We start from the raw sequence: 24721 nt of genomic DNA on the forward strand, positions 1-24721 counted from the left end.
TGACGTATGAGTATTGCAGGAATTTTTTTGGCAGCAGTCATTGTTGGCGCTACCGGTTGTATTATTGGATTTTTCCTTTGTTTCGCTTCTGAAAAATTTAAGGTAGCAGTTGATCCTAAGGAGGAGGCTGTACTTGCAGTACTTCCAGGAAATAACTGTGGTGGTTGCGGATATGCCGGATGTTCTGGTCTTGCAGCTGCAATTGCAAAGGGCGAGGCTCCTGTAAATGGTTGTCCTGTCGGTGGAGCTCTAGTAGCTGCCTTAGTTTCAGAAATCATGGGAGTTGAGGCAGAGGAAGGTGGTCGTAAGGTTGCCTTTGTAATGTGTCATGGTACATGTGATCATGCTACTCAGCTTTACGATTACACTGGAGTAGAAGATTGTAAAGCAATGGCCTTTGTTCCAGGTGGTGGACCTAAAGCCTGCTCTTATGGTTGTATGGGATTTGGTTCTTGTGTAAAGGCTTGTCCATTTGATGCAATTCACATCATCGATGGAGTTGCAGTAGTAGACAAGGAAGCCTGCAAGGCTTGTGGTAAGTGCGTTGAAACTTGTCCAAATCATCTTATCGAGCTTATCCCTTACGAAGCAGGACATGCAGTTCGTTGTCACAATAATGATAAGGGCAAGGATGTTATGGCTGTCTGCAAGGTTGGTTGTATAGGATGTCACAAGTGTGAAAAGACTTGTGAGGCTGGTGCAATCACAGTAGATGGATTCTTTGCTCACATCGACCAAAGCAAGTGTACAAGCTGTGGTAAGTGCGCCGAAGTTTGTCCAAGACATATAATTTTATAAATCGTAAAACCCTTAGCAAATTAAGCTAAGGGTTTTTTGCGCCAAAAATAAACTTGGCTTGCGGGAGCATGTTATACTAGGATGGCGCTGATTTCTCTTGCCTAAACGTTATGGTAAGTGGTATGATATCGGGGAATATAAATAGGAGAAGCGCTATGTACGGACATGATTTTACTAAGAAGAAGCGTGTTGTAGTTAAGGTTGGTTCATCCACTATTACACATGAAGCTACAGGTAACATTGATTACACTAAGCTGGAGCGTTTAGTTCGACAACTTTGTGATTTGCGAGCTCAGGGCAAGGATGTATGTCTTGTTTCATCTGGTGCCATCGCAGTTGGTCGTTATGCCATTGGTCTTAAGGATCGTCCTAAGGACCTGGCTATAAAGCAGGCTTGTGCCTCCATTGGGCAGGCTTATTTGATGTCGGTTTATCAGAAGCTTTTTTCTGAGTATAATCAGCGGGCTGGTCAGATTCTTATGACTAAGAAGACTATGACTGACCCAGAGTCTAGAGAAAATGCCCGTAACACCTTCGAGCAGCTCTTTGCACTTGGCGTTATTCCTGTTGTTAATGAAAATGATACTGTTGCCACACACGAGATTCAGTTTGGCGATAACGATTCCCTTTCAGCTATCGTTACAGCCCTTGTTAAGGCTGATACTCTTATATTGCTTTCAGATATAGATGGTCTTTATACAGACAATCCTAATACAAACCCAGATGCGGAGTTTGTTCCTATAGTTGAGGACTTGGATGCTGTTATGGGTATGGCCTCAGAGGAAAGCACATCAAATGTTGGTACAGGTGGTATGACTGCGAAGCTTCGAGCAGCTCAGATTGCTACTTACAGTGGCGCAGATATGGTTATTACTAACGGAGCACACATCGGTAATATACATCGTATTTTTGAGAATAAGGATAAGGGCACATTGTTTATCGCTAATAAACGTGATGATGTCCGAGTCTTAGATTTATTAGAGGATTAAAATGATTACAGAGAAAGATATTGCAAGAATCAACGAATTATATCACAAGAGTAAGGCAGAAGGTCTTACTGATGCAGAAAAGGAAGAGCAGGCAAAGCTTAGAAGAGCATATATCGATGCTATCAAAGGAAATGTTCGTGCGCAGCTCAATAACATTGACATTGTTGACGAAAATGGCAAGGTAGAAAACCTTGGCGAAAAATATGGAAAGAAGTCAAAATAATAATAATCTTAGAAAACAACACAAATTAATGAGAGATAGTATTGCAACCTTTGACAGGCAGTTCCTATCTCAACAAATCGTTATTAGTTTAAAAGCTCTTTTAGAATCTGATTTTGAAAGAGCTAATATTTTTTTATGCTTTTATCCATTTGGCTCAGAGGTGGACGTACTTTTATTGTATAAGCATCTTTTAGATAAAGGGAAAGAATTGTATTTCCCAGTATCTGATAAGGAAAATCACCAATTGATTTTTAGAAGGGTTTCTAATCTTTCTACAGATTTTCACCTGGGTGCATACGACATCATGGAGCCTAATGATGACCTTCCGGTTTATAATAATGATGGTGCTACCGTCGTATTTACGCCGGGATTGGTTTTTGATACTAACCTTAATCGACTGGGCTATGGAGCGGGATATTACGACAGATTTTTCCATCAGAATAGTGATGTGACAAAAATTGGTCTTTGCTTCAACTCTCAGATTAATAATGAAATAATCCCAGAGGAGCATGATGTTCCAATGGATATTATAGTTACTGACAGGCGCATCTTAAGGAGAAAAGGCTATGACATTAATTGAACTTGCAGCAAAGGCTAAAGAAGCTAAATACGAGATTGCACTACTTTCCACTGAGGTTAAAAACAAAGCTATTCTTGCCGCGGCAGACGCACTTGAGAAAAACAGCTCTGAAATTATAAGTGCCAATGCTATTGATATGGCAAACGGCGAGAAAAAAGGACTTAATCAAGGACTTTTGGACCGCTTAAAGCTTGACGAAGGCCGTATCAAAGGAATGGCTGATGGTCTTAGAGTTGTTGTAGAGCTTGAAGACCCAATCGGAAAGATTACTGAAGAATTTGACCGACCTAATGGACTGAAGATAAAAAAGCGTCTTGTTCCAATTGGTGTTGTAGGTGTAATTTACGAGGCCAGACCTAATGTTACAGCGGATGTCTTTGGACTTTGCTTTAAGACCGGAAATGCTGTTATCCTTAAGGGTGGCAGTGACGCATTAGAATCAAATAAAGCTATAGTTAAGGTAATAAAGGCTTCTTTAAAGGAAAATGGTCTTCCAGTGGATGCCATAACACTTATAGAAGATACTACAAGAGAATCTACTAATCAGATGATGCGCATGAATGATTACATTGATGTGCTCATCCCAAGAGGCGGTGCTGGTCTTATCAGGTCAGTAGTAGAAAATGCTTCTGTTCCAGTTATTGAAACTGGATCAGGTAATTGCCATATTTACGTAGATTATGATGCTAACATTGATATGGCTATTAGCATTATCGAAAATGCTAAGACTCAGCGTATTGGAGTTTGCAATGCCTGCGAGTCTCTTGTAATCAATGAACAGATAGCGCCAAAACTTCTTCCAGCTTTGAATTCCAAGCTTAGAGAACATGGCGTGCAGATATTTGCTGATGAGAAATCCAGAGCCTTTATGGAAGGCTCAGATGCAGCTACAGAAAAGGATTTTGCTACAGAGTATTTGGATTACATTATCTCTGTAAAAACAGTTTCAAATGTTGATGAGGCAATCGCCCATATCAATAAATATAATACAGGTCATTCTGAATCTATCATCACAAATGATAGGGAAAACGCAGAGAAATTCTTAAGTGGAATCGATGCAGCCTGTGTTTATGTAAATGCTTCCACCAGATTTACTGATGGATTTGAATTTGGCTTTGGTGCTGAGATTGGAATAAGCACTCAGAAGCTTCATGCAAGAGGTCCAATGGGACTACTTGCATTAACAAGTTATAAATACACCATCTATGGCGATGGTCAGATTAGAAAGTAAGATAGGATTTTTAAATGAGTATTACAGATTTATTAAACAATGCTCCAAATCAGGAGCCAGAGCGTCAATATTATTTTATTGAGGAAGCAAAGAAGATTGTAGCTAAGAAGGAGCAGGAAAAGGGACGTAAGCTTACTTGCTGTGTTACTACTTTTGGCTGCCAGATGAATGCCAGAGATTCTGAAAAGCTTCTTGGTATTTTAAAGCAGATTGGTTATGTGGAGACAGAGGATGAGAATGCAGATTTTGTCATCTACAATACATGTACAGTACGTGAGAATGCTAATAATAAGGTTTATGGTCATCTTGGTATCCTTCACGGTTATAAGAAAAAGAATAAGGATATGATGATTGGTCTTTGCGGTTGTATGATGCAGGAGCCTACAGTTATTGAGCACCTTAAAGCTAATTACAAGTTCGTAGACCTTATTTTTGGTACACACAATCTCTATAAATTTGCAGAGTTATTTACTACAGCACTTCTCAATAAAAAGGGCATGATTATTGATATCTGGAAGGATACCGACAAAATCGTAGAGAACCTTCCAATTTCTCGTAAATACCCATTTAAGTCTGGTGTAAATATCAGCTTTGGCTGCAATAACTTCTGCTCATACTGTATCGTTCCTTATGTTCGTGGACGTGAACGTTCTAGAAAGCCTGAGGATATCGTTGAGGAGATTAAGAGTCTTGTGGCTGATGGCGTTGTAGAGGTAATGCTTCTTGGACAGAATGTTAACTCTTACGGTGTGGGTCTTGAGGAAAAGGTTACTTTCGCAGACCTTCTTCGTATGGTAAATGATATCGAGGGATTAAAGCGTATTCGTTTCATGACGCCTCATCCAAAGGATTTATCTGATGAATTAATCGAGGCTATGGCTACATGTGATAAGGTTTGTCATCACATGCATCTTCCTCTTCAGTCAGGTAGCACAGAAATCCTTAAGAAGATGAATCGTCGCTACACAAAGGAGCACTATCTTGGCTTGGTTGAGAAGCTTCGTGCCCGTATTCCTGATGTAGCAATTACTACCGATATCATCGTCGGTTTCCCTGGTGAGACAGAGGAAGATTTCCTTGATACTATGGATGTAGTAGATAAGGTTCACTATGATTCAGCATTTACCTTCATCTACTCTAAGAGAACAGGAACACCTGCAGCGGCTATGGAGAATCAGGTGCCAGAGGATGTTGTAAAGGATCGTTTCGACAGACTTCTTGCCCTTGTTCAGAAGCATGGCCATGATAAGGTTAAGTCTTTAGAGGGAACTGTGCAGGAGGTTCTTGTAGAAGAGGTTAACGAGCAGGATGCTTCACTTGTTTCAGGTAAGCTTGCAAACAACGTAACTGTTCATTTCCCAGGAGATGAATCTATGATTGGAAAAATCGTTAAGGTTAGGTTAAACTGTTGTAAGGGATTCTACTTCATAGGAGAAATCTCAGAATAAACAACAAGGGGGAGAGTGTATGTTTGCTTACGTTCGCGGCACACTTTCAGATATTGATGAGAATATTGTTATTATAGAGAATAATGGAGTGGGTTATGCTATTAGCTCATCTATGAGTACAATCAGGCAGTTGCCAAATATTGGCTCAGAAGTAAAGCTTAATACAAAGCTCATTCCAAAAGAAGATTCTCTTACTTTATATGGATTTTATGATAAGGAGGAGCTTAAGATGTTTGAGCTTCTTCTTTCAGTTAGTGGAATTGGTCCTAAGGGAGCCCTTGCTATCCTTAGTAACATGACAGTTAGTGATATTCAGTTTGCTGTAGCAGGAGAAGATGCTAAGGCTTTTGCTGCATGTCCTGGAATTGGCAAAAAGACAGCAGAGCGTGCCATTATTGATCTCAAGGATAAGGTTGATATTATTGGTGCCTTTGAAGCTAAGATTACTTCTGATTTATCAGGTAAGAAGAGCTCTATTCCTGTTATTTCTGTTAAGGAAGAAGTTCTTGAAGCACTGGTATCACTTGGATATTCTGCAAGCAATGCAGCCCGTGCTCTCGATAAAATGACAATCACCGAGTCTACCACTACAGAGCAGCTTTTGAGTGACACACTTAAACAGATGTCATTCTTATAGGATAGAGAATTTTACCAAAAATTCAGGGAGTTTTACAATGTTATCAAATAAACAAATTACATCAACAATAGCAAGTCATGAAGATCTTGTAAATGATAATGCTCTTAGACCAAAGTCTTTTGATGGCTATATCGGACAGACTAAGGTCAAGGAAAATATGAAAATCTATATTGAGGCTGCAAAGAATCGTGGGGATGCCTTGGATCATGTGCTTTTATATGGCCCTCCAGGACTTGGAAAGACTACTCTTGCAGGGATTGTTGCAGGAGAGATGGGTTCTAATATAAAGGTTACCTCTGGCCCAGCTATTACTATCCCAGGCGAGATTGTAGCTGTGCTCATGACTCTTAAGGATGGAGATATCTTATTTATTGATGAAATCCATCGTCTTTCAAAGCCTGTAGAGGAGACTCTCTATTCAGCAATGGAGGATTTTGCTGTAGATATTGTTATGGGTAAAGACACTACAGCCCGTTCAATTCACACAAAGCTTCCTAGATTTACTTTAATTGGTGCTACTACAAGACCGGGACTTCTTTCTGCACCTCTTAGAGATCGATTTGGAATCATTGGACATATGGATTATTACACTCCAGAGGAGCTTTCTACTATTGTCACAGCTTCTGCGGCAAAGCTTAATGCTCCAATAGATTATGAGGGCGCATATCAGATAGCTCTTCGTTCTAGAGGAACTCCTCGTCTTGCCAATAGATACCTAAAGCGCGTAAGAGATTATGCGGAGGTTCGTTATGATGGTGAGATTACAAAGGAGGTAGCTTCTGCCACTCTTGATTCTCTTGAGGTAGATACATTAGGACTTGATAATAACGATAGAAATATACTGCTTGCTATTATTGAGCGTTTTAATGGCGGTCCAGTAGGACTTGATAATCTTGCCGCTACAGTTGGTGAAGATTCAGGTACAATAGAGGATGTATATGAACCATATCTTTTACAGCATGGTCTTATAATTCGCACGCCAAAGGGCAGAGTAGCCACGAAGGTTGCATATGAACATTTCAATATGCCGGTCCCAGAAAATGTTATCTAGACTAGCCAAAATACTTGTTTTTAAGCCTAAAGAAATATATAATTAAACATGAAATTCTGACGGGAGGATGCGTTATGGTTTCCGAAAAAAGCGCAAAGGTGCTTATAGGCGGAAAAGTATATACGTTAAGTGGTTACGAGGAGGAGGAATACCTTCAGCGCGTAGCTAATTACATCAATTCTAAGCTTGATGAGTTTAATTCAATTGATGGATACAAGCGTATTTCAGCTGACCTTAAAGCAACATTACTAGAGCTGAATATTGCTGACGACTACTTCAAAGCCAAAACACAGGTTGAATCTCTGGAGTCAGATTTAGATATTCGTGACAAAGAAATATATAATCTTAAGCATGATTTAATTTCAGCTCAGCTGAAAACTGAGACATTAGAAGAGACTATTGCAAAGCTTGAGAAGGAGAACAAAGAGCTTCTTCTTCATAAGACAAAGCTTGAGGCTTCCCTAGAGGATGCTCTTCTAGGTTCGTTATCAGACAACTAATCAGAGTCCCTTCATAGGGACTCGTTTTTATTTTTATAAATAGTAAAGGAAATTTATGAATCAATTAGAATTACTTTCACCAGCAGGTGATTTGCAAATTTTTAAAGCAGTTGTTGATGCGGGAGCGGATGCCGTTTATTTCGGTGGCGATTTATTTGGCGCCAGAGCTTACGCTAAGAACTTCTCTATAGAGGAGGCTGCAGAAGCAATTAAATACGCTCATATACGTGGGAAAAAGGCTTATCTTACTGTAAATACATTGCTTAAAAATCCTGAGATTGAAGGCGATTTATATAAATATTTACGTGCATACGTTGAAAATGGAATCGATGCCTTTATAGTTCAGGATTTTGGTGTATTTAATTTTATCAGAGAATATTTTCCAGATACTCATATTCACGTGAGCACTCAGGTTAGCACTTGTACAGGATATGGTGCAAAGCTATTAGAAGATTTGGGCGCAGCACGTATCGTTACAGCAAGAGAGATTTCTTGTCAGGAGATTTCAAAGATACATGAGATGTGCCCTGATCTTGAGATTGAGAGCTTTATTCACGGAGCTCTTTGCGTTTGTTATTCAGGTCAATGTCTTATGTCATCTATTATAGGTGGTCGCTCAGGTAATAGAGGCCGCTGCGCACAGCCTTGCCGTTTGCCATATGATGCGTTTGATGAAAATGGCAAAAAGCTTAATAAAAAGGGAAATTATATCCTTTCACCAAAGGATTTCTGCACAATCAATTACCTTCCCGAGATGATTGAAGCTGGTGTTATGTCCTTTAAGATTGAGGGACGTATGAAGCAGCTTTCTTATGCTACAGGAGTGGTTAGTGTTTACAGACATTATTTAGATGAATATTTATATAAGGGCGCTCGTAATTATTCTGTTTCCCAGGAGGATATTCAGAAGCTTCTTGATTACGGTAATCGTAGTGGTTTTACAGATTTATATATGCACAAGCATAATGGACCAGATATGATTACCTTTGAGGCGCCATCACATACAAAAACTGAAACAGAGCCTGCTTACGAAAATTCATCAAAAATTAAAGTGGATTGTAGAGTTAAAGCTTTGCTCGGTGAAGAATTTTCAGTTCGTTTTTACGATAATAATGGACAGGTCGGCGAAGCTTTTGGTCAGGTAATAGAAAAGGCTAGCAAGAAGCCTACTACAGAAGAGGATATTAAAAAGGCAGTTGCTGGACTTGGTAACACACCTTTTGAATTAGTTAAGCTTGATATTGATGCAGATGAAGATATTTTCCTTCCTGTATCAGTAATTAAGAATGCCAGAAGGGAAGCTGTTGAAAATCTTTTATTTAATATTTCCGGCAATTCTTCTAAGCCAACAATTAATGACTTTGAAAAAATGTCCTTTAAGGGTAATATTTTCCAGAGCCAGGACACTTTTGTTACGGTTTCTACCCTTGAACAGCTTAAAGCGGTCATTGGCTTTGATTTTATAAAGTCGATAGCTGTTCCAACAAATTTATATAACGAGGCAAGAAATCTTTTTGATGGAGATTTATATATTTATTTACCTCCAATCCTAAGAGCAGAATATACCAATATTTCAATTCCAGAATCAGCTGCAGGAGTTATAGCAGCATCTTTTGATGAACTTGGATGGTTAAAAGAGAAGGGATATCCTTTTGAAAAGGTAATTCTTGATCATAGACTTTATACTTTTAATAATCGAAGCATTAAGGGATATAGAAATCTTGGATTAAACAGAGATTGCATTTCTTATGAGCTTTCCCTTAAAGAGCTTAAGCATAGAGATAATGCGAATTCTCAGATGATAGTTTACAGTCGTATTCCGATGATGATTACAGCCAACTGCACTATTAAAAATACTGTAGGCTGCAAGAAAAATAACGGCACGGTGACTCTTGTAGACAGAAAGAATGAGAATCACATAATTAAATGTAACTGCGATTATTGTTATAACACTATTTATAATAGCAAGAAGTATATTGCGTTTGATTTGAAAGCTGATTTGTTGGATCTTGGAGTCAAGGAATTTCGACTTGATTTCACTCTTGAAGATTTTAAAGAAACTCAGGAGATACTTCGTATATACGATAATTTTTTTAACAATAATCAATTAGTTCATATCAAAGAAGATTACACAAAAGGACATTTAAAAAGAGGCGTAGAATAGAGTGGTTAGCGTAATTACTTCTTTTTCAAGAATTACTATACTTTCATACATTATTATATTTACTATCATAGATTTGCTTCAGATTTTTGAGCCTAAATTTAGTGAGGCGGTTAGTAGTGTACTTACTACAATTCAAGCGGTAATGATAGTTTTATTCCTTTGCAATTCTGTTGCTGTTTTGTATTTTGCAAAGGAAGATTTCAATATTATTCTTTTGGCGGTTTTTCAACTGGGCTTTTTGGTTATCACCGCTATATTATTAAACAGTTTATCAGTGCCTGCTTCTAAGGCACTGATTAATAATGTTCTTTTGATGCTTTGCTTCAGCTTTGTGGCCATCGAAAGACTAAATATTGATAAATCAGTTAGACAGCTAATTAATGGCGTGTTTTCTTTGATTATGGCTGTGGCTGTTATCTATATTCTTAGAAAAATTCCAGAAATATCCCGTTATTTATTGGCGTTCGCGGTCATAGGAATTATGGCATTGCTTGCTATTAGTTTTATAGGTAATGTGGAATACGGTGCCAGACTTTCCTTTAATGTTTTGGGAATTCGTATTCAGCCTAGTGAATTAGTAAAACTTACATATCTGTTTTTTATCGCAGGATGTATTGTTACCTTCAAGGATTTTAGAGGCTATTTATTTTCTACTTTAGGAGCTGCGGCTCATGTGCTGGTGCTTGTTCATTCTAAAGATTTGGGAACAGCATTGATATTCCTTGTAGCCTATGTTTTCCTTACTTTTATAGCCTACAAAAATTATATTTTACTTGGTTTAGAAATAGGTGGAGCGATAGTTGGAGGAATAATAGCCTTTAATGCATTCCCGCATATTCAGACAAGATTTGTAGCATGGCTGGATCCACTTTCGGTAGTAGATAATCAGGGCTATCAAATTTCCCAGTCACTGTTTGCGATAGGCACCGGTAGTTGGCTGGGCTCTGGAATTAATAACGGTATGCCAGCGAAGATTCCTGTTGTTGTTTCAGATTTTATATTTGCGGCTATTTCAGAAGAAATGGGCGCCGTTGTAGCGGCCTGTCTTATAATTATTTATATGTGTTCAACTATTATGATTCTTAACATGGCATTTAGTTGTTCCAACAGTTTCTATATGCTGGTTGTAAGCGGTATTGCCGTTATTTTTGGTATTCAGACAGTGCTTAATATAGGTGGTGTTATTAAGTTTATTCCATCTACTGGTGTCACACTTCCATTTATAAGTTATGGTGGAAGCTCGTTGTTATCAATGTTTATAGGATTTTTTATAGCTGAATGCTCAGAAGATTTGTGGCGTACAGCGAAAGGCCGAAGAAGATATGACTAATAATCACAATAAAAAATCAGTGCGTAAAGAAATATATGTGGTGGCTGTCATTTTTGGAATTCTTTTTATTTCGATGATAGTTTATTTTTTGCGCTTTTTGTTATTTGACTCAAGAGAGTTTATATATAATTCCTACAACTCCAGATTTTCTGTTTTTGCGGATGATGTTGTAAGGGGACCAATTTATACTGCTGATGGCAGGGCAATGGCAAAAACAACTAAAGATGACGAAGGAAATGAGGTAAGAGTTTATCCAGATGAGAGGCTGTTTTCACATGCAGTTGGATATGTAGGTCATGGTATGGCTGGGCTGGAGTCGTCTTATTCTTTTGATTTATTGAAATCACATATTTCACTTAGTGATCAGATAAATAACAGTCTTACTGGCAGAAAAAGTATGGGAGACAGCCTTTATACCACTCTTAATTATGATGCGCAAAAAGCTGCATATGATGGACTTGGTATGTTTGATGGTGCCGTTATTGCAATAGATCCTGAAACAGGAAAGGTTGTTGCCATGGTGTCAAAACCTGACTACAATCCAAATACTATCGATAAATACTGGGATGATATAAATGATACTGAAAAAGGAGATTCAGCTCTTTTGAATCGAGCCGCCAATGGAGCGTATCCGCCAGGGTCTACATTTAAGATTGTTACCACGTTAGCATATTTAAGAGATGGTAATTCGTCTTCTGATTTTTCTTATAAGTGTGATGGAAAGTTTTTGGTGGATGATTACACCATTCACTGTAGTGGTAATAAATCTCATGGACAAGAAGATTTGCTTAAGGCTTTTTCTAATTCCTGCAATAGTGCCTATGCATCAATTGGAGTGGAGCTCGATAGGGATATATTCCAGTCTACAGCAGAAGATTTACTTTTCAATAAATCACTGCCTACAATGTTGAACGGGGCTAAAGCCTCCAAATTTAAAATAAATAAAGATACAAAAGAAAGTATTGTAGCCCAGACGGCTATAGGTCAGGGCAAAACTACCGTATCACCGCTTCATATGTGTATGTTGGTTTCTTCCATTGCAAATGATGGAGCCTTAATGGAACCTTATTTGGTGGATAGAATCATTAGTGACGATGGGGAAGTGGTTTCTGAGACGGAACCTGCTTTATATGGTCAGATTATGTCTTCTAAGGAGGCAGAACTATTAGAAGAGTATATGGAAGCTGTTGTTACAGATGGAACAGCAGAAAAGGTGAATTTCGGCGATTTAAAGGTATACGGCAAAACAGGAACAGCTGAGTATACTGAAAATAAAAAGATTACTCATTCATGGTTTGTTGGCTACGCAATTAATGATAATGGAAAGAAGCTGGCGATAGCTGTTATTATGGAGGGAGCCGGCTATGGTAGCAAGTATGCGGCCCCTTTGGCAGCTGATGTTTTCAAGGCTTATTTGGGAAATTAGCAATAATTAGTATTTATTTAGGAAAAAATGATTGCAATTTCTAATTTGCTTTGCTATAATCCATTTGTTGCTTAATCAGAGGCAACTTGGTTTTTGAAATATATTACAAGGAGGTGCAATCATGGCAAAATGTGCAGTTTGTGGAAAAGGCGCTCATTTCGGTAACAATGTGAGCCATTCTCATAGAAGATCCAATCATATGTGGAAGTCTAATGTGAAGTCCGTTAAGTGTAATGTGAATGGAACACCTAAGAAGTTATATGTATGTACTTCTTGTTTACGTTCTGGCAAGGTTGAGCGTGCTTAATCTTACATGACACGATATTGAAAGTCACTCGAAAGGGTGACTTTTATTTTTTCTCAGATTAGTATATAATTATTCATCATGAAGAAATATGCGAATTTGGAGGTTAAGTTTTATGCAAGGTCAAATGGAAACAGAACTTGGTAAGATTGTTATAGACACAGACGTAATTGCGACCTATGCTGGTTCAGTTGCTGTAGAATGCTTCGGTATTGTAGGTATGGCGGCTGTTAATATGAAAGACGGCTTGGTTAAGCTTTTGAAGAAGGACTACTTAAATCATGGTATCAGCGTTACTATTAACGAAAATAACGCTATATTACTTGATTTCCATGTAATCGTTTCTTATGGTGTAAGCATTGAGGCTGTAGCTGAGAATCTCATGGAGACAGTTAAGTACAAAGTATCATCATTTACAGGATTAAATGTAGATACGATTAATATATATGTTGAGGGCGTAAGAGTTATCGACTAAGGAGGCAATATTATAGTGGAGATCCAAACTATCGATGCGTCTTTGTTAGCAAAGATGTTTCTTTCGGGAGCAAAGAATCTCGAAGCTAAAAAAGAGTGGATAAATGAATTAAACGTTTTTCCTGTACCTGATGGAGATACAGGTACCAATATGACAATGACTATCATGTCTGCAGCAAATGCTGTTTCTGAGCTTAAGGATGCAGATATGAAGACGGTTGCAAAGGCTATTTCATCTGGCTCACTTCGTGGTGCCAGAGGTAATTCAGGTGTTATTTTATCTCAGCTTTTCCGTGGTCTTACAAAGGTCATGGGAAATTACGATGAGGTTACAGTTGATATTTTAGCTGAGGCTTTTGAAAAGGCCGTACAGACAGCTTACAAGGCTGTTATGCAGCCAAAGGAAGGTACAATACTTACTGTTGCCAGAGGTGCAGCTGATAAGGCACAGGAAATGAAGGGCAAGACTGACGATATCGTTGAGTTTGCTGAGGCTGTTATTGCTGAAGCAGAGGATGTTCTTGCAAAGACACCAGATATGCTTCCTGTACTTAAGCAGGCAGGCGTTGTAGATTCTGGCGGACAGGGACTTGTTTGCGTACTTCAGGGTGCTTATGATGCTCTTATTGGCAAAGAGGTTGATTACGAGCCAGTAGCAGCTGGAGAAGTTGTTGTTAAGACAGCTGAAAAGGTTAAGACTACTGTTGAGTTCGTTATTGAGACTGATAAGCCACTTGCTACATATCAGATTAAGGAGATTCAGTCTAAGCTTCAGGCGCTTTCAGTAGGAAGCGTTAGTGATATTAAGATTGGTGACGAGGCAGCTTCTGAGACAAAGGAAGAGCCTAAGGCTGCTCCATCAGAGCCAGCTAAGGAAATGGGCTTTGTTTCAATTGCTACAGGCGAAGGTCTCACATCTATCTTTACTGAGCTTGGTTGTGACTACATGATTCCAGGTGGTCAGACTATGAATCCTAGTACAGATGATATTCTTAGCGCAGTAGAAAAGGTTAATGCAAAGACTGTATTTGTATTACCTAATAATAAAAATATTATCCTTGCTGCTAATCAGGCTGCAGCAATCTGCGAGGATAAGAAGATTGTAGTTATCCCTACAAAGACTATTCCACAGGGAATTACAGCTCTTATTTCCTTCGATGCAGATGCAAGCGTTGAGGATAATGAGTCTAACATGACTGAGGAAATCAAGAATGTTAAGACTGGTCAGGTTACTTATGCTGTCCGTGACACTATGATTGACGATAAGGAAATCACAAAGGACGACTGGATGGGCATGGGTGATTCAGGACTTCTTTCAGTAAATGCAGATATTTCTGTAGCTTTCAAGGAGATGATCGATGAGATGGTTTCTGAAGATTCTGCTGTAGTATCTATTTACTGGGGTGAAGGCAGTGATCAGGAAAAGGCTGAAGCACTTGGTAAGGAAATCGAAGAGAAATACCCAGATCTTGAGGTAGAGATTTCCGAAGGTGGTCAGGCTGTTTACGCTTACATTGTTTCAGTGGAGTAAATGTAATGGAAATGTTGTCACCAGTAGACACTATTAAAGGCGTTGGCGAAAAGACAGCTAAATATTTAAATAAGTTAGGAGTATATACCATTGAGGATATACTCCTTTTTTTTCCACGTACATATTTAGTTTATCCAGAACCACAGACACCTGATAAGGATAGTGTCAATTCATTAATTAGTATTTCCGGAAGAATCAAAACTTCCCCAAAAGCTTTCCGTTCGAAAAGTAGAATGGATGTGCTTTCAGCTACAGCTTTTTCTGGAGATATTCCTGTAGATTTAGTTTGGTTTAATTCCAATTATCTTAAAGGGACTTTTGAGCCGGGAAAGGTTTATATATTTTATGGCAGATTAATCTTTGATAAGGGGCGTTTTAAAATGTCTCAGCCTGCTATATTTGAGCCTGAAAAATATGTTGATCTTAGAAAACAGATTCAGCCAATTTATCCTCTTACTAAGGGACTTGGTAACACTACTGTGGTTAAGGCTGTTAAGGAGGCTCTTGTACACTGTAAGATACCTGATAACAGGCTTCCAGATTACTTAGAGGAAAAGAATGGTTTCATGTCTTATTCAAAGGCTATAAATACCTATCATTTTCCAGATACCTTTGGGGATTTAGTGGCTGCCAGAAAACGCCTTGCATATGAGGAGATGTTCTTTATTATCCTTAATTCCAGATTGCAGGAAGACAGGGCAGTTTCCTTTCCAAACGAATTCGATATTAATCATCATAAAGAAACAGATGAGTTTAGAGCTGGATTGAAGTTTGCATTGACTAATGATCAGTCCAAAGTTTTAGAGGATATTTTATCTGACCTTACAGGTGAGTTTGTGACTCAAAGACTTATACAGGGAGATGTTGGTAGTGGAAAGACTATAGTAGCCTTTCTTGCTATGCTTGATGTAGCTTTATCAGGATATCAGGCGGCGATAATGGCACCAACAGAAGTTCTTGCAAAGCAGCATTATGAAACCTTTGTAAATTGGGTTAAAGAAGCAGGGCTGGATATACCAGTAGCATTGTTTACAGGCTCTATGAAGGTTTCTGAGAAAAAAGCTATGCAAAAGCTGGTTGACGAAAATGACGCTTGTCTGATTATTGGTACACACGCACTGATTTCTGAAGGCCGTACCTTTGGCGAACTGGCCTTAGTTATTACAGATGAGCAGCATAGATTTGGTGTGCAGCAAAGAGATAAGCTTTCTTCCAAGGGAAATCATCCTCATATTGTTGTAATGTCAGCCACACCGATTCCTAGAACGTTAGCAATGATTTTGTACGGAAATATGCATGTATCGGCGATAAAGGAACTTCCTGCAAACAGATTGCCTATTAAAACCTGCGTCATTAAGGAAAGTATGAGACCAACAGCTTATAAATTTGTATCAGACGAGATTGCAAAGGGGCACCAGGTATATATTATTTGCCCATTAGTAGAAGTTTCTGAAACTACAGAGGCACAGAATGTTACTGATTACAGTAAGAAGCTGAAGGACTATTTTAAAGATCAATATGAAATAGGTGTTTTGCATGGAAAAATGAAACCTGCTGAGAAGAATCAGGTGATGTCAGATTTTGCAGAACATAAGACTCAGATTTTAGTTTCTACTACCGTTGTTGAGGTTGGCGTAAATGTTCCTAATGCAACTGTTATTATGATTGAAAATGCCAATCGATTTGGTCTGGCGGCGCTTCATCAGCTGAGAGGCCGTGTGGGACGAGGAGATGCCCAGAGCTATTGTATTCTTATGAATGGCAGCGCCGACGATAGGCAGTCTGAAAGACTAAATATAATGCTTAAGTCAAACGATGGTTTTTATATTGCCAGAGAGGATTTAAAGCTTCGCGGACCTGGCGATATGTTTGGAGTGAGACAAAGTGGAGAATTTAGTTTCAGAGTTGCTGATATTTATCAGGATGCTGATGAGCTTGAGATGGCCTCTAATGATGTAGACGATATATTAAAAGAGGACCCTGGACTGGACAACCATCCAAATCTAAGGTCCACCTTGAATTTATTCCTGGCTAATCAGTTTTACGTGCTCTAAGGTTGGAGAAACCACCATCGAATAATTTGTGTAATAGACTACAAAGCCTGCCACAGCACTGGCGGGCTTTTTTACGTTCTTCTTTTGGAGATAGTCAATTTCTACTTTATCGGTATCTCTTCCAGAAGAGTAGTAAGCAGCCAGCTCTGCTGCATATTCATAAGAACTGTCAGGCAGCTCTTTACCATTGGTTTTCACGATAACATGACTTCCGTGAATCTTTTTTGTATGGAACCACCAATCGTTTCCAGTAGCAAATTTGAAGGTGAGCTCATCATTTTGATAATTGTTCTTTCCAACGTAGATATCAAAGCCATTATCGTCGACAAAATGTAGTGGCTTGCTCTTCTTGACTTTTTCTTTTTTGTTACCAGAGTGCTTTTTTATGAATCCGTGGTCGGAAAGCTCTCGTCTGATATCTGCTAAATCTGTTTCGGTTTCAGCGATGTTAAGTGAAGTTTCAATTGATTTTAAAAGCTCCAGTTCCTGCTTAGACTGTTCTATATAGGTATCAAGAGCTTCGGCTGTTCTTTTTAGCTTTGCGTATTTATCAAAATATCGTTTGGCATTTTCAGAAGCAGAAAAATCTGGATCTAACGGAATAGTTAGTTCTTCGTTGTTGTAATAATTTATTACAGTGATTGATTTATCCTGAGGTTTGGCTTCGTATCCATAGGTGTGAAGAAGCTCACCGTAAAGTTTGTATTTATCACGCTTATCAGTGTCCTTAAGCTGTTTGAGCTGTAAATCAAGTTTTTTAGAAGCTCGCTCTATGTGATTTGAGATGATTTTTCTTAAATCAGAGGATTTTTGTCTTATGTTGGTGTACTGATTTCTCTTAGCATAGAACTCAACCAATACTTCTGACATGCTGTCATAGCTTTTTGGAGTCTTGTCCTGATACATAGTAAGAATTACAGGAGCATATTCTACAGGCTCGCCCTTTAATTCATCCATTATGATGTTGTAATTGTAATTGTCTGTAGAAACATCGTTCATTAAATCAGAAAAGCTTTTATATAAAGAATCTTTATGTTCATCAAAAAGTGATGCACAGCTGGCATCTGAATCAATACCTGCTCTGTAGCAGATTTCGTTTGCAATAGTAGGGCTGATACCGATGAAAGAGGACATTATCGCTCTGAAAATTGATTCACTTCGCTTTAAAACGGTATTTTTGAAATAATCTTCAGAAACAGTGAGTGGATTGATTTTACCTTCCTGGGCAGGAATGAAATATTCACGTCCTGGAAGTACCTCTCGTACAGAGCTGACTGATGAAGGTACATGCTTGATAGCATCCAATATCATATTGTCTTCATTGCAGAAGATGATATTGGAGTGCTTGCCCATGATTTCTACGTAAAGGTATTTGAAAGTGATATCACCCATTTCGTTAAGGTGCTGGATTTTAAAACGAACAGCTCGCTCTAATTCCATCTGAGAGATTTCAATAATACGTCCTGCACCAATATGTTTTCTGAGTAACATGCAAAAGCCTGGGGCTGTGGCAGGAGCAGGCTTGTTATCAGCTGTTATGTACATAAATGGGAGAGAAGCGTTTGCTGAAATTAAAAGTCTCTTGTTTCCATTTTGAGTATTTATAGTAATCAATAGCTCTTCCTTTTCAGGCTGAGATATTTTATTGATTTTTCCATTTAAAAGATTCTCATTAAATTCATGAACCAATGAGTGTATAGAAATTCCGTCAAGTGCCATAAAATCTAAGTCCTTTCAATCTATAATTGACTATTATTGTATCTTTAATTATAATTAAAAACAACTATGTAAATGTGGGATAGTTTGCGACATACATAGCCAAAAGGAGACTCACATGGTACGAAGCATGACAGGTTATGGCAAAGGAATTGCCGAAAATAGTGACGCTAGGGTCACCATTGAGATGAAGTCTGTTAATCACAGATATCTTGATCTTAATATCAAACTTCCTAAGAAGCTCAACTTCTTAGAGAGCACAGTTCGCAATAAAATCAGCGAGAGTATTTTCAGGGGAAAAGTAGATGTTTATATTACTCTTAACGAGCATTCAGATGCCTGCTATCAGGTATCTATTAATGATGCAATTGCGTTAAAGTATTATGAATCTATCTCAGCAATGGCTGAAAAGCTTGGTGTTGATAATGATATGAAGGCTAGCAGCATTTCACGTCTTCCAGATGTTATCGAGCTTGAGGAGATGGAGGCTGATGAGGATAGCCTAAAGGAGCTTGTACTTAAAGCACTTGATGATTGTATCAAGCAGTTTATCGAAGCTCGTATTGCCGAAGGAAATCGTCTTGAGGCAGATTTGATTGCTAAGATGGACGAGATGCTTGTTTTGGTTGATAAGCTTGAGGCGAGAAGTCCTCAGATTATCGAAGAGTATAGAACAAAGCTTCTTACAAAAGTTCATGAGCTTTTAGAGGATACCAAAATCGACGAGAACAGAATCGCTCAGGAAGTAGTGTTATATGCAGATAAGATTTGCATTGACGAAGAGATGGTTCGTTTAAAGAGTCATGTAGCTGAGACACGCTCAGTATTTGATTTGGATAAAGAGGTTGGACGTAAGCTTGATTTCCTTGCACAGGAGCTCAATCGTGAAGCCAATACCATTCTTTCAAAGTCTACTGATGTAGAAATTGCAGACATTGGTATTACTCTTAAGACTCTTATAGAAAAAGTTAGGGAGCAGATTCAGAATATAGAATAATTATGGCTTTCGTAAATATTGGTTTTGGAAATATTATTAATAGCAAAAAAATCGTTTCCATGGTAACATCAGATTCTGCGCCAGCAAAACGCATTATCGCTAATGCAAAGGAGAAGGGTACAATTATTGATGCTACACAGGGAAGACGTACAAGATGTGTAATTGTTTGTGACCAGCATGTAGTTTTATCAGCTTTAATGCCGGATACAATAGCGGGGAGAATAATAGAAAATTCCACGAAGGAGGATTCGGATTATGATGCATGATAAAGGGCTTGTTATAGTTCTTTCTGGTTTCTCAGGAGCTGGTAAAGGGACTATTATGAAGCATCTGCTTGAGGCACACCCTAATGATTATAATCTTTCAATTTCTGCTACAACTAGAGGCATTCGTGCTGGAGAAAAGAACGGCAGAGAATATTTCTTCAAAACTCGAGAAGAGTTTGATGATATGATTAAGAATAACGAGCTTTTAGAGTATGCTACCTTCAATGGTAATTCTTACGGCACACCACGAGCTTATGTAGAACAGCTTATTGAGCAAAAAAAGGATGTTATTCTTGAAATTGAGATTCAGGGAGCTCTCCAGGTTAAGGAGATGTATCCAGATGCGTTGTTATTATTTACAATGCCACCTTCTGCAAAAGAATTAGAGAACAGACTTGTTGGCAGAGGCACTGAGACTCCTGAGGTTATTTCTCAGAGACTTGCTATTTCCTGCAAGGAATCTCAGTATATGGACCAGTATGATTACCTGATTGTAAATGATTCTTTAGAGAAAGCTGTAGATCAGGTTCATAATATAATTCAGGCTGAACATTTCAAGGTTTCGAGAAATACTAAAGCCATCAATGATATGAAAAACGAATTAAAGATGTTTGAAAGGAGTAATTAATTATGATACATCCATCTTATGTAGAACTTATGGAAAAGGTTAATGAGAACGTTGAGGTTGGTGAGGAGCCAGTAGTTAACTCACGTTATACAATCGTTGCTGCTACAGCAAAGCGTGCACGTCAGATTATCGACGGAGCAGATCCACTTATCAAGTATCAGAAGGGTGATAAGCCACTTTCAATTGCTGTAAATGAGCTTAATGACGGTGCTATCAAAATCTTAAACGAGGAAGTTAATAACTAATTTTTATGAAAGTTTTATTTGTTTCTCTTGGTTGTGATAAAAACCTGGTTGATTCTGAGCACATGCTTGGTGATTTGATGGAGCAGGGATTTACAATTTGTGATGACGAGGCTGAGGCTGATATCATTGTAGTAAATACATGTTCTTTCATTGCTGATGCCATGGAGGAGAGTATCCAGAACATTATAGACCTTGGCCAGTACAAAGAGACGGGCAATCTCAAGGGACTTATTGTTACAGGATGTCTTGCTCAGAGATTTACAGATGAGATTATTGCAGACCTTCCAGAGGTAGATGCTATCATTGGAACAAATTCCTATGATGAGCTGATTAATGCAATTAATAAAGTCCTCGAAAAAAATGGCGAAAAGCCTGTTTATAAAAAGCCTCTTACAGGTCTTCCAAAGGACGGAAGAAGAGTCCTTACAACAGGCGGACATTTCGCTTATCTTAAAATAGCAGAAGGTTGTAACAAACGATGCACCTACTGTATCATTCCATATATTAGAGGCGATTATCGTTCAGTTCCAATGGAGCAGATTTTAGCCGAGGCTAAACAGCTTGTAGCTGACGGTGTAAAAGAGCTTATTCTTGTTGCACAGGAGACCACAGTTTATGGAATGGACCTTTATGGTAAGAAATCTTTACCAGAGCTTTTGAATAAGCTTTGTGAGATAGAAGACCTTAAATGGATTCGTATTTTATATGCTTATCCAGAAGAAATTACAGCTGAGCTTATAGAGTGTATGGCTTCTCAGCCAAAGATTTGTCACTACATAGATATGCCTATTCAGCATTGTAATGATGAGCTTCTCAGAAAGATGGGACGCAAGACTAACAAAGCTGATATTATGAATATTGCTGATCGTTTAAGAAAAGCAATGCCAGATATTTCACTTCGTACCACTTTGATTTGCGGTTTCCCAGGTGAGACTGAGGAAATGCATCAGGAGCTTCTTCAGTTCATTAAGGACATGAAGTTTGACAGACTCGGTGCTTTTGCTTATTCAAAGGAAGATGGCACAGTGGCTGCCACATGGGATAATCAAGTAGACGAAGACTTAAAGCATAAATGGCAGGACGAAGTTATGCTTTGCCAGAAGGACATTTCGATGTCCAACAATCAGAACTATGTTGGAAGAACAATTCCTGTATTTGTTGAAGGAAAGCTTCCTGAGGATGGTGTGTTTATCGGACGTACTTATCGAGATACTCCATCTGTAGATGGCTTCATTTTTATTAATAGTGACACCGAGCTTGTAAGCGGTCAGTTTGTTGATGTGACTGTTACAAGTTTTGATGAATATGATTTGATAGGAGATGTAGCGTTATGAATTTACCAAACAAATTAACACTGTTAAGAGTTATCATGATCCCATTCTTTGTGTTCTTTCTGCTTATTAATCCAGAAATCACAGCACTTAGAATCATCGCTGACCTTATCTTTATCGCAGCATCACTTACAGATATGGCCGACGGCAAGATTGCACGTAAATACAATCTTGTAACAAACTTTGGAAAGTTTATGGATCCACTTGCAGACAAGCTTCTTGTTTGTTCTGCCATGATTTGTCTTATCCAGACAAAGCAGCTCGCTGCATGGTATGTAATCATTATCATTGCAAGAGAGTTTATCATTTCTGGATTCAGACTTATTGCCGCTGAAAATGGTCTTGTTATTGCAGCAAACATTTTTGGTAAGATCAAAACAACAACACAGATGATTATGATTGTTATTTTAGTAGCAAATCTTCCATTTGGATGGCTTACTGTTCTTGGTGAAATCTTCAAATGGGTTGCACTCATCATGACAATTTTATCCCTTGTAATTTATATCTATCAGAATATTGATGTGCTTAAGGAGCAGAAATAATGGATGTTGATGCTATTATTAGCACATTGTCAGGTGGTGGCTACTCTGTAGCCACTGCTGAGTCATGTACTGGTGGCATGATTGCCAGTACTATAGTGGATGTTCCAGGTGCTTCAGACTGCTTTAACGAAGGGTATGTTACATACTCAAACGAAGCAAAGATGAAAAATCTTGGAGTTAAAGAATCCACACTTATTGCCCATGGAGCTGTCAGTTATGAAACAGCATTAGAGATGGCTAAAGGGGTCAGAAAAAAGGCTAAGGCAGATTTTGGTTTATCGTCTACAGGAATTGCAGGTCCAGGTGGCGGTTCTCCTAAGAAACCGGTTGGTCTTGTTTATATTGGCTGTGCATACGGAGATGATGAATGTACCGTCAAGGAACTTCATCTCAAAGGTGACAGAACCACAGTCCGTACTGCAGCTACTAAAGAAGCTCTTCAGCTTCTTTCAGAATGTATTAATAAATTAGGTGAATAACTTTGAGAATAATATCCGGTAGTAAACGAGGTATGGTTCTTGAGACTCCAGAAGGACTTGATACCAGACCAACCTCAGACAGAATAAAAGAGACACTTTTTAATATGATAGCTTTTGATATTCCTGATTGCTGCTTTTTAGATTTGTTTTCTGGAAGTGGTCAGATGGGTATAGAGGCACTTAGTAGAGGTGCAAAAGAAGCTGTATTTGTTGAAAAGGATAAGAAGGCTCTTAGCTGTATTAATCATAATATAGCTAAGGCTAAGTTTGAGGATTGTTCAAAAGTCTATAATGAAGATGTTTTTTCTGCTCTTAGCAGAATAAAATGCGCCGATGGTTTTGATATAGTTTTTATGGACCCTCCATACAATAAGCTTATCGAAAAGCAGGTTTTAGAGGCTCTTATTACCAGAGATTATATTTCTGATAACACAGTTATTATTGTTGAGGCCAGCATAGAAACAGAATTTGATTATGTTTCAGATTTAGGCTATTCAATCACTAAAGAGAAGGTCTATAAGACTAATAAACATATTTTTTTGAAGAAGGCGTAAAATGAAAAGAGCAATTTATCCAGGAAGTTTCGATCCAATTACTTTTGGTCATTTGGATATTATTAAAAGAGCAAGTAAATTATGCGATGAATTAATTGTTGGCGTTCTCAACAACAACCAAAAAAATCCGTTGTTTTCCATTGACGAACGTGTTAGTATGATAAAGGAATTGACTGAAAATTTAGATAACGTTAAAGTTGAGTGTTTTGAAGGATTATTGGTTGATTTCGCTAAGAAAAAAGATGCGCAGGTTATTATCAGAGGCCTTAGAGCGGTTACTGATTTTGAAAATGAAATTCAGTTAGCTCAGTCAAATAAGGTTCAGTATCCTGAGCTTGAAACGTTGTTTATGACAACATCTTTAAAGTATTCTTATTTGAGTTCTACAGTCGCAAAGGAATTTGCGTCTTACGGGGGAGATATCAGCCTATTCGTGCCAGCTCAGGTTATACCTCTCATAGAAGCCAAATTAAAAAACAAGGAGAAGTAAAATATCATGCCAAACGCAAGTAAAATAGAAGATATTATCGACGAGATTGAAGCTTATATTGATGATTGTAAGCCAACAGCTTTTTCAACAAGCAAAATTGTTGTTAATAGAGATGAATTAGAATCTTTAATTCAGGAACTTAGAACAAAGACTCCTGATGAGATAAAGAAATATCAGCGCATGATTGCCAATCGAGAGCAGATTTTAGCTGATGCAAAAGCTAAGGCTGATGAGATTATCAGCAAAGCACAGATTCAGACTAATGAGCTTGTTTCTGAGCACCAGATTATGCAACAGGCATATGCTCAGGCAAATGAAGTAATTCTTATAGCTCAGAAGAATGCTCAGGAGAAGATTGACAGAGCTACTGAGGATGCAAACAACATTCGTATGGGAGCTATCGCATATACGGATGAGCTTCTTGCAAATATTCAGACTATCCTTGCTAACTCCATTGAGACTACTAGAAATCGTAACGAGACCTTCCTTGCTACAATGCAGACATATTTGGATACTGTAGATGCTAACAGAGCGTCACTTGTTCCAGATTCAATTAATGAAGGTAATTCTGATCCAGCAAGTGTCCAGACAGCTGAGCCTGTAGCTACACCAGAGGAACCAGCTATTCAGGCTGCTCATTCAAATGAGGAGGAAGATATTCCAGCACTTGATATTCCAGATCAGTTCTTTAATAAAGAGTAATCATCAAAATTTAGGGGCATCCACAGGTTGG

Annotated in this window: 27 protein-coding genes; 26 read left to right on the forward strand and 1 reads right to left on the reverse strand. The window is 38.3% G+C overall.

Going from position 1 to position 24721, the window contains the following annotated elements; genetic code table 11:
- The first annotated feature begins 6 nt into the window (after positions 1-6).
- From BMZ41_RS00640 to recG, 16 genes are all read left to right on the forward strand, one after another.
- Complete coding sequence (locus tag BMZ41_RS00640; protein ID WP_090526364.1) at positions 7-798, forward strand: RnfABCDGE type electron transport complex subunit B; 792 nt, start codon at positions 7-9, stop codon at positions 796-798.
- 155 nt (positions 799-953) lie between these two features.
- A complete protein-coding gene (gene proB, locus BMZ41_RS00645; protein ID WP_090526366.1) occupies positions 954-1787 on the forward strand; it encodes a glutamate 5-kinase in 834 nt (277 codons plus the stop codon).
- Between the two features lies 1 nt (position 1788).
- On the forward strand, positions 1789-2010 hold the full coding sequence (locus tag BMZ41_RS00650; protein WP_176754442.1) for a DUF896 domain-containing protein: 222 nt from the start codon (positions 1789-1791) through the stop codon (positions 2008-2010).
- Positions 1991-2590 (forward strand): 5-formyltetrahydrofolate cyclo-ligase, encoded by a 600-nt coding sequence (locus BMZ41_RS00655; RefSeq protein WP_090526368.1) that lies wholly within the window; start codon positions 1991-1993, stop codon positions 2588-2590. Before BMZ41_RS00650 ends, BMZ41_RS00655 begins: the two co-directional genes overlap by 20 nt.
- Positions 2577-3821: a glutamate-5-semialdehyde dehydrogenase gene (locus BMZ41_RS00660; RefSeq protein ID WP_090526370.1), complete on the forward strand. Its 1245-nt coding sequence runs from the start codon at positions 2577-2579 to the stop codon at positions 3819-3821. Before BMZ41_RS00655 ends, BMZ41_RS00660 begins: the two co-directional genes overlap by 14 nt.
- Before the next feature lie 14 nt (positions 3822-3835).
- Positions 3836-5269 (forward strand): tRNA (N6-isopentenyl adenosine(37)-C2)-methylthiotransferase MiaB, encoded by a 1434-nt coding sequence (gene miaB, locus BMZ41_RS00665; protein WP_090526372.1) that lies wholly within the window; start codon positions 3836-3838, stop codon positions 5267-5269.
- 19 nt (positions 5270-5288) lie between these two features.
- Positions 5289-5906: a Holliday junction branch migration protein RuvA gene (gene ruvA / locus BMZ41_RS00670; protein WP_090166566.1), complete on the forward strand. Its 618-nt coding sequence runs from the start codon at positions 5289-5291 to the stop codon at positions 5904-5906.
- A 37-nt stretch (positions 5907-5943) separates the two neighbouring features.
- Complete coding sequence (gene ruvB / locus BMZ41_RS00675; protein WP_090166564.1) at positions 5944-6957, forward strand: Holliday junction branch migration DNA helicase RuvB; 1014 nt, start codon at positions 5944-5946, stop codon at positions 6955-6957.
- A gap of 74 nt (positions 6958-7031) precedes the next feature.
- Entirely contained in the window at positions 7032-7457 is a 426-nt protein-coding gene (gene zapA, locus BMZ41_RS00680) for a cell division protein ZapA (RefSeq protein WP_090166562.1), read from the forward strand.
- Between the two features lie 55 nt (positions 7458-7512).
- Positions 7513-9621, forward strand: a complete 2109-nt coding sequence (locus BMZ41_RS00685; RefSeq protein WP_090526374.1) for a peptidase U32 family protein — start codon at positions 7513-7515, stop codon at positions 9619-9621.
- A 1-nt stretch (position 9622) separates the two neighbouring features.
- Positions 9623-10951 (forward strand): FtsW/RodA/SpoVE family cell cycle protein, encoded by a 1329-nt coding sequence (locus tag BMZ41_RS00690; protein ID WP_090526376.1) that lies wholly within the window; start codon positions 9623-9625, stop codon positions 10949-10951.
- On the forward strand, positions 10944-12377 hold the full coding sequence (locus BMZ41_RS00695; protein ID WP_090526378.1) for a peptidoglycan D,D-transpeptidase FtsI family protein: 1434 nt from the start codon (positions 10944-10946) through the stop codon (positions 12375-12377). Before BMZ41_RS00690 ends, BMZ41_RS00695 begins: the two co-directional genes overlap by 8 nt.
- Positions 12378-12498: 121 nt before the next feature.
- Positions 12499-12684 (forward strand): 50S ribosomal protein L28, encoded by a 186-nt coding sequence (gene rpmB, locus BMZ41_RS00700; protein ID WP_015549663.1) that lies wholly within the window; start codon positions 12499-12501, stop codon positions 12682-12684.
- Positions 12685-12796: 112 nt separating this feature from the next.
- Complete coding sequence (locus BMZ41_RS00705; protein ID WP_090166554.1) at positions 12797-13156, forward strand: Asp23/Gls24 family envelope stress response protein; 360 nt, start codon at positions 12797-12799, stop codon at positions 13154-13156.
- A gap of 15 nt (positions 13157-13171) precedes the next feature.
- Entirely contained in the window at positions 13172-14686 is a 1515-nt protein-coding gene (locus BMZ41_RS00710; RefSeq protein ID WP_090166552.1) for a DAK2 domain-containing protein, read from the forward strand.
- A 5-nt stretch (positions 14687-14691) separates the two neighbouring features.
- Entirely contained in the window at positions 14692-16740 is a 2049-nt protein-coding gene (gene recG, locus BMZ41_RS00715) for an ATP-dependent DNA helicase RecG (RefSeq protein ID WP_090526380.1), read from the forward strand.
- Here the strand turns inward: recG and BMZ41_RS00720 are convergent.
- Positions 16708-18459, reverse strand: a complete 1752-nt coding sequence (locus BMZ41_RS00720; RefSeq protein WP_090526382.1) for an Rqc2 family fibronectin-binding protein — start codon at positions 18457-18459, stop codon at positions 16708-16710. The two genes, recG and BMZ41_RS00720, sit on opposite strands and share 33 nt — an antisense overlap.
- 115 nt (positions 18460-18574) lie before the next feature.
- On the opposite strand from BMZ41_RS00720, the gene BMZ41_RS00725 reads away from it, so the two are divergent.
- The 10 genes from BMZ41_RS00725 to BMZ41_RS00770 are packed head-to-tail and all read left to right on the forward strand — an operon-like array spanning position 18575 to position 24690.
- Positions 18575-19453 (forward strand): YicC/YloC family endoribonuclease, encoded by an 879-nt coding sequence (locus BMZ41_RS00725; protein ID WP_177184125.1) that lies wholly within the window; start codon positions 18575-18577, stop codon positions 19451-19453.
- A 2-nt stretch (positions 19454-19455) separates the two neighbouring features.
- Positions 19456-19719, forward strand: a complete 264-nt coding sequence (locus BMZ41_RS00730; protein WP_330386123.1) for a DUF370 domain-containing protein — start codon at positions 19456-19458, stop codon at positions 19717-19719.
- Positions 19712-20347: a guanylate kinase gene (gene gmk, locus BMZ41_RS00735; RefSeq protein ID WP_090166773.1), complete on the forward strand. Its 636-nt coding sequence runs from the start codon at positions 19712-19714 to the stop codon at positions 20345-20347. Before BMZ41_RS00730 ends, gmk begins: the two co-directional genes overlap by 8 nt.
- 2 nt (positions 20348-20349) lie before the next feature.
- Complete coding sequence (rpoZ, locus tag BMZ41_RS00740; RefSeq protein WP_028247100.1) at positions 20350-20592, forward strand: DNA-directed RNA polymerase subunit omega; 243 nt, start codon at positions 20350-20352, stop codon at positions 20590-20592.
- A 5-nt stretch (positions 20593-20597) separates the two neighbouring features.
- On the forward strand, positions 20598-21926 hold the full coding sequence (gene rimO / locus BMZ41_RS00745; protein WP_090526384.1) for a 30S ribosomal protein S12 methylthiotransferase RimO: 1329 nt from the start codon (positions 20598-20600) through the stop codon (positions 21924-21926).
- On the forward strand, positions 21923-22465 hold the full coding sequence (gene pgsA, locus BMZ41_RS00750; RefSeq protein WP_090166540.1) for a CDP-diacylglycerol--glycerol-3-phosphate 3-phosphatidyltransferase: 543 nt from the start codon (positions 21923-21925) through the stop codon (positions 22463-22465). The genes rimO and pgsA overlap by 4 nt, the downstream gene beginning before the upstream one ends.
- Positions 22465-22944, forward strand: coding sequence for a CinA family protein (locus BMZ41_RS00755; RefSeq protein WP_090166538.1), 480 nt, complete (start codon positions 22465-22467; stop codon positions 22942-22944). The genes pgsA and BMZ41_RS00755 overlap by 1 nt, the downstream gene beginning before the upstream one ends.
- Before the next feature lie 2 nt (positions 22945-22946).
- Positions 22947-23498, forward strand: coding sequence for a 16S rRNA (guanine(966)-N(2))-methyltransferase RsmD (gene rsmD / locus BMZ41_RS00760; protein WP_090166536.1), 552 nt, complete (start codon positions 22947-22949; stop codon positions 23496-23498).
- A gap of 1 nt (position 23499) precedes the next feature.
- Positions 23500-23988: a pantetheine-phosphate adenylyltransferase gene (gene coaD, locus BMZ41_RS00765; protein ID WP_090166534.1), complete on the forward strand. Its 489-nt coding sequence runs from the start codon at positions 23500-23502 to the stop codon at positions 23986-23988.
- A gap of 6 nt (positions 23989-23994) precedes the next feature.
- Positions 23995-24690: an ATPase gene (locus tag BMZ41_RS00770; protein ID WP_090166532.1), complete on the forward strand. Its 696-nt coding sequence runs from the start codon at positions 23995-23997 to the stop codon at positions 24688-24690.
- Positions 24691-24721 lie beyond the last annotated feature (31 nt).

The organism is Pseudobutyrivibrio sp. UC1225 (assembly GCF_900115215.1).
Lineage (GTDB): Bacteria > Bacillota > Clostridia > Lachnospirales > Lachnospiraceae > Pseudobutyrivibrio.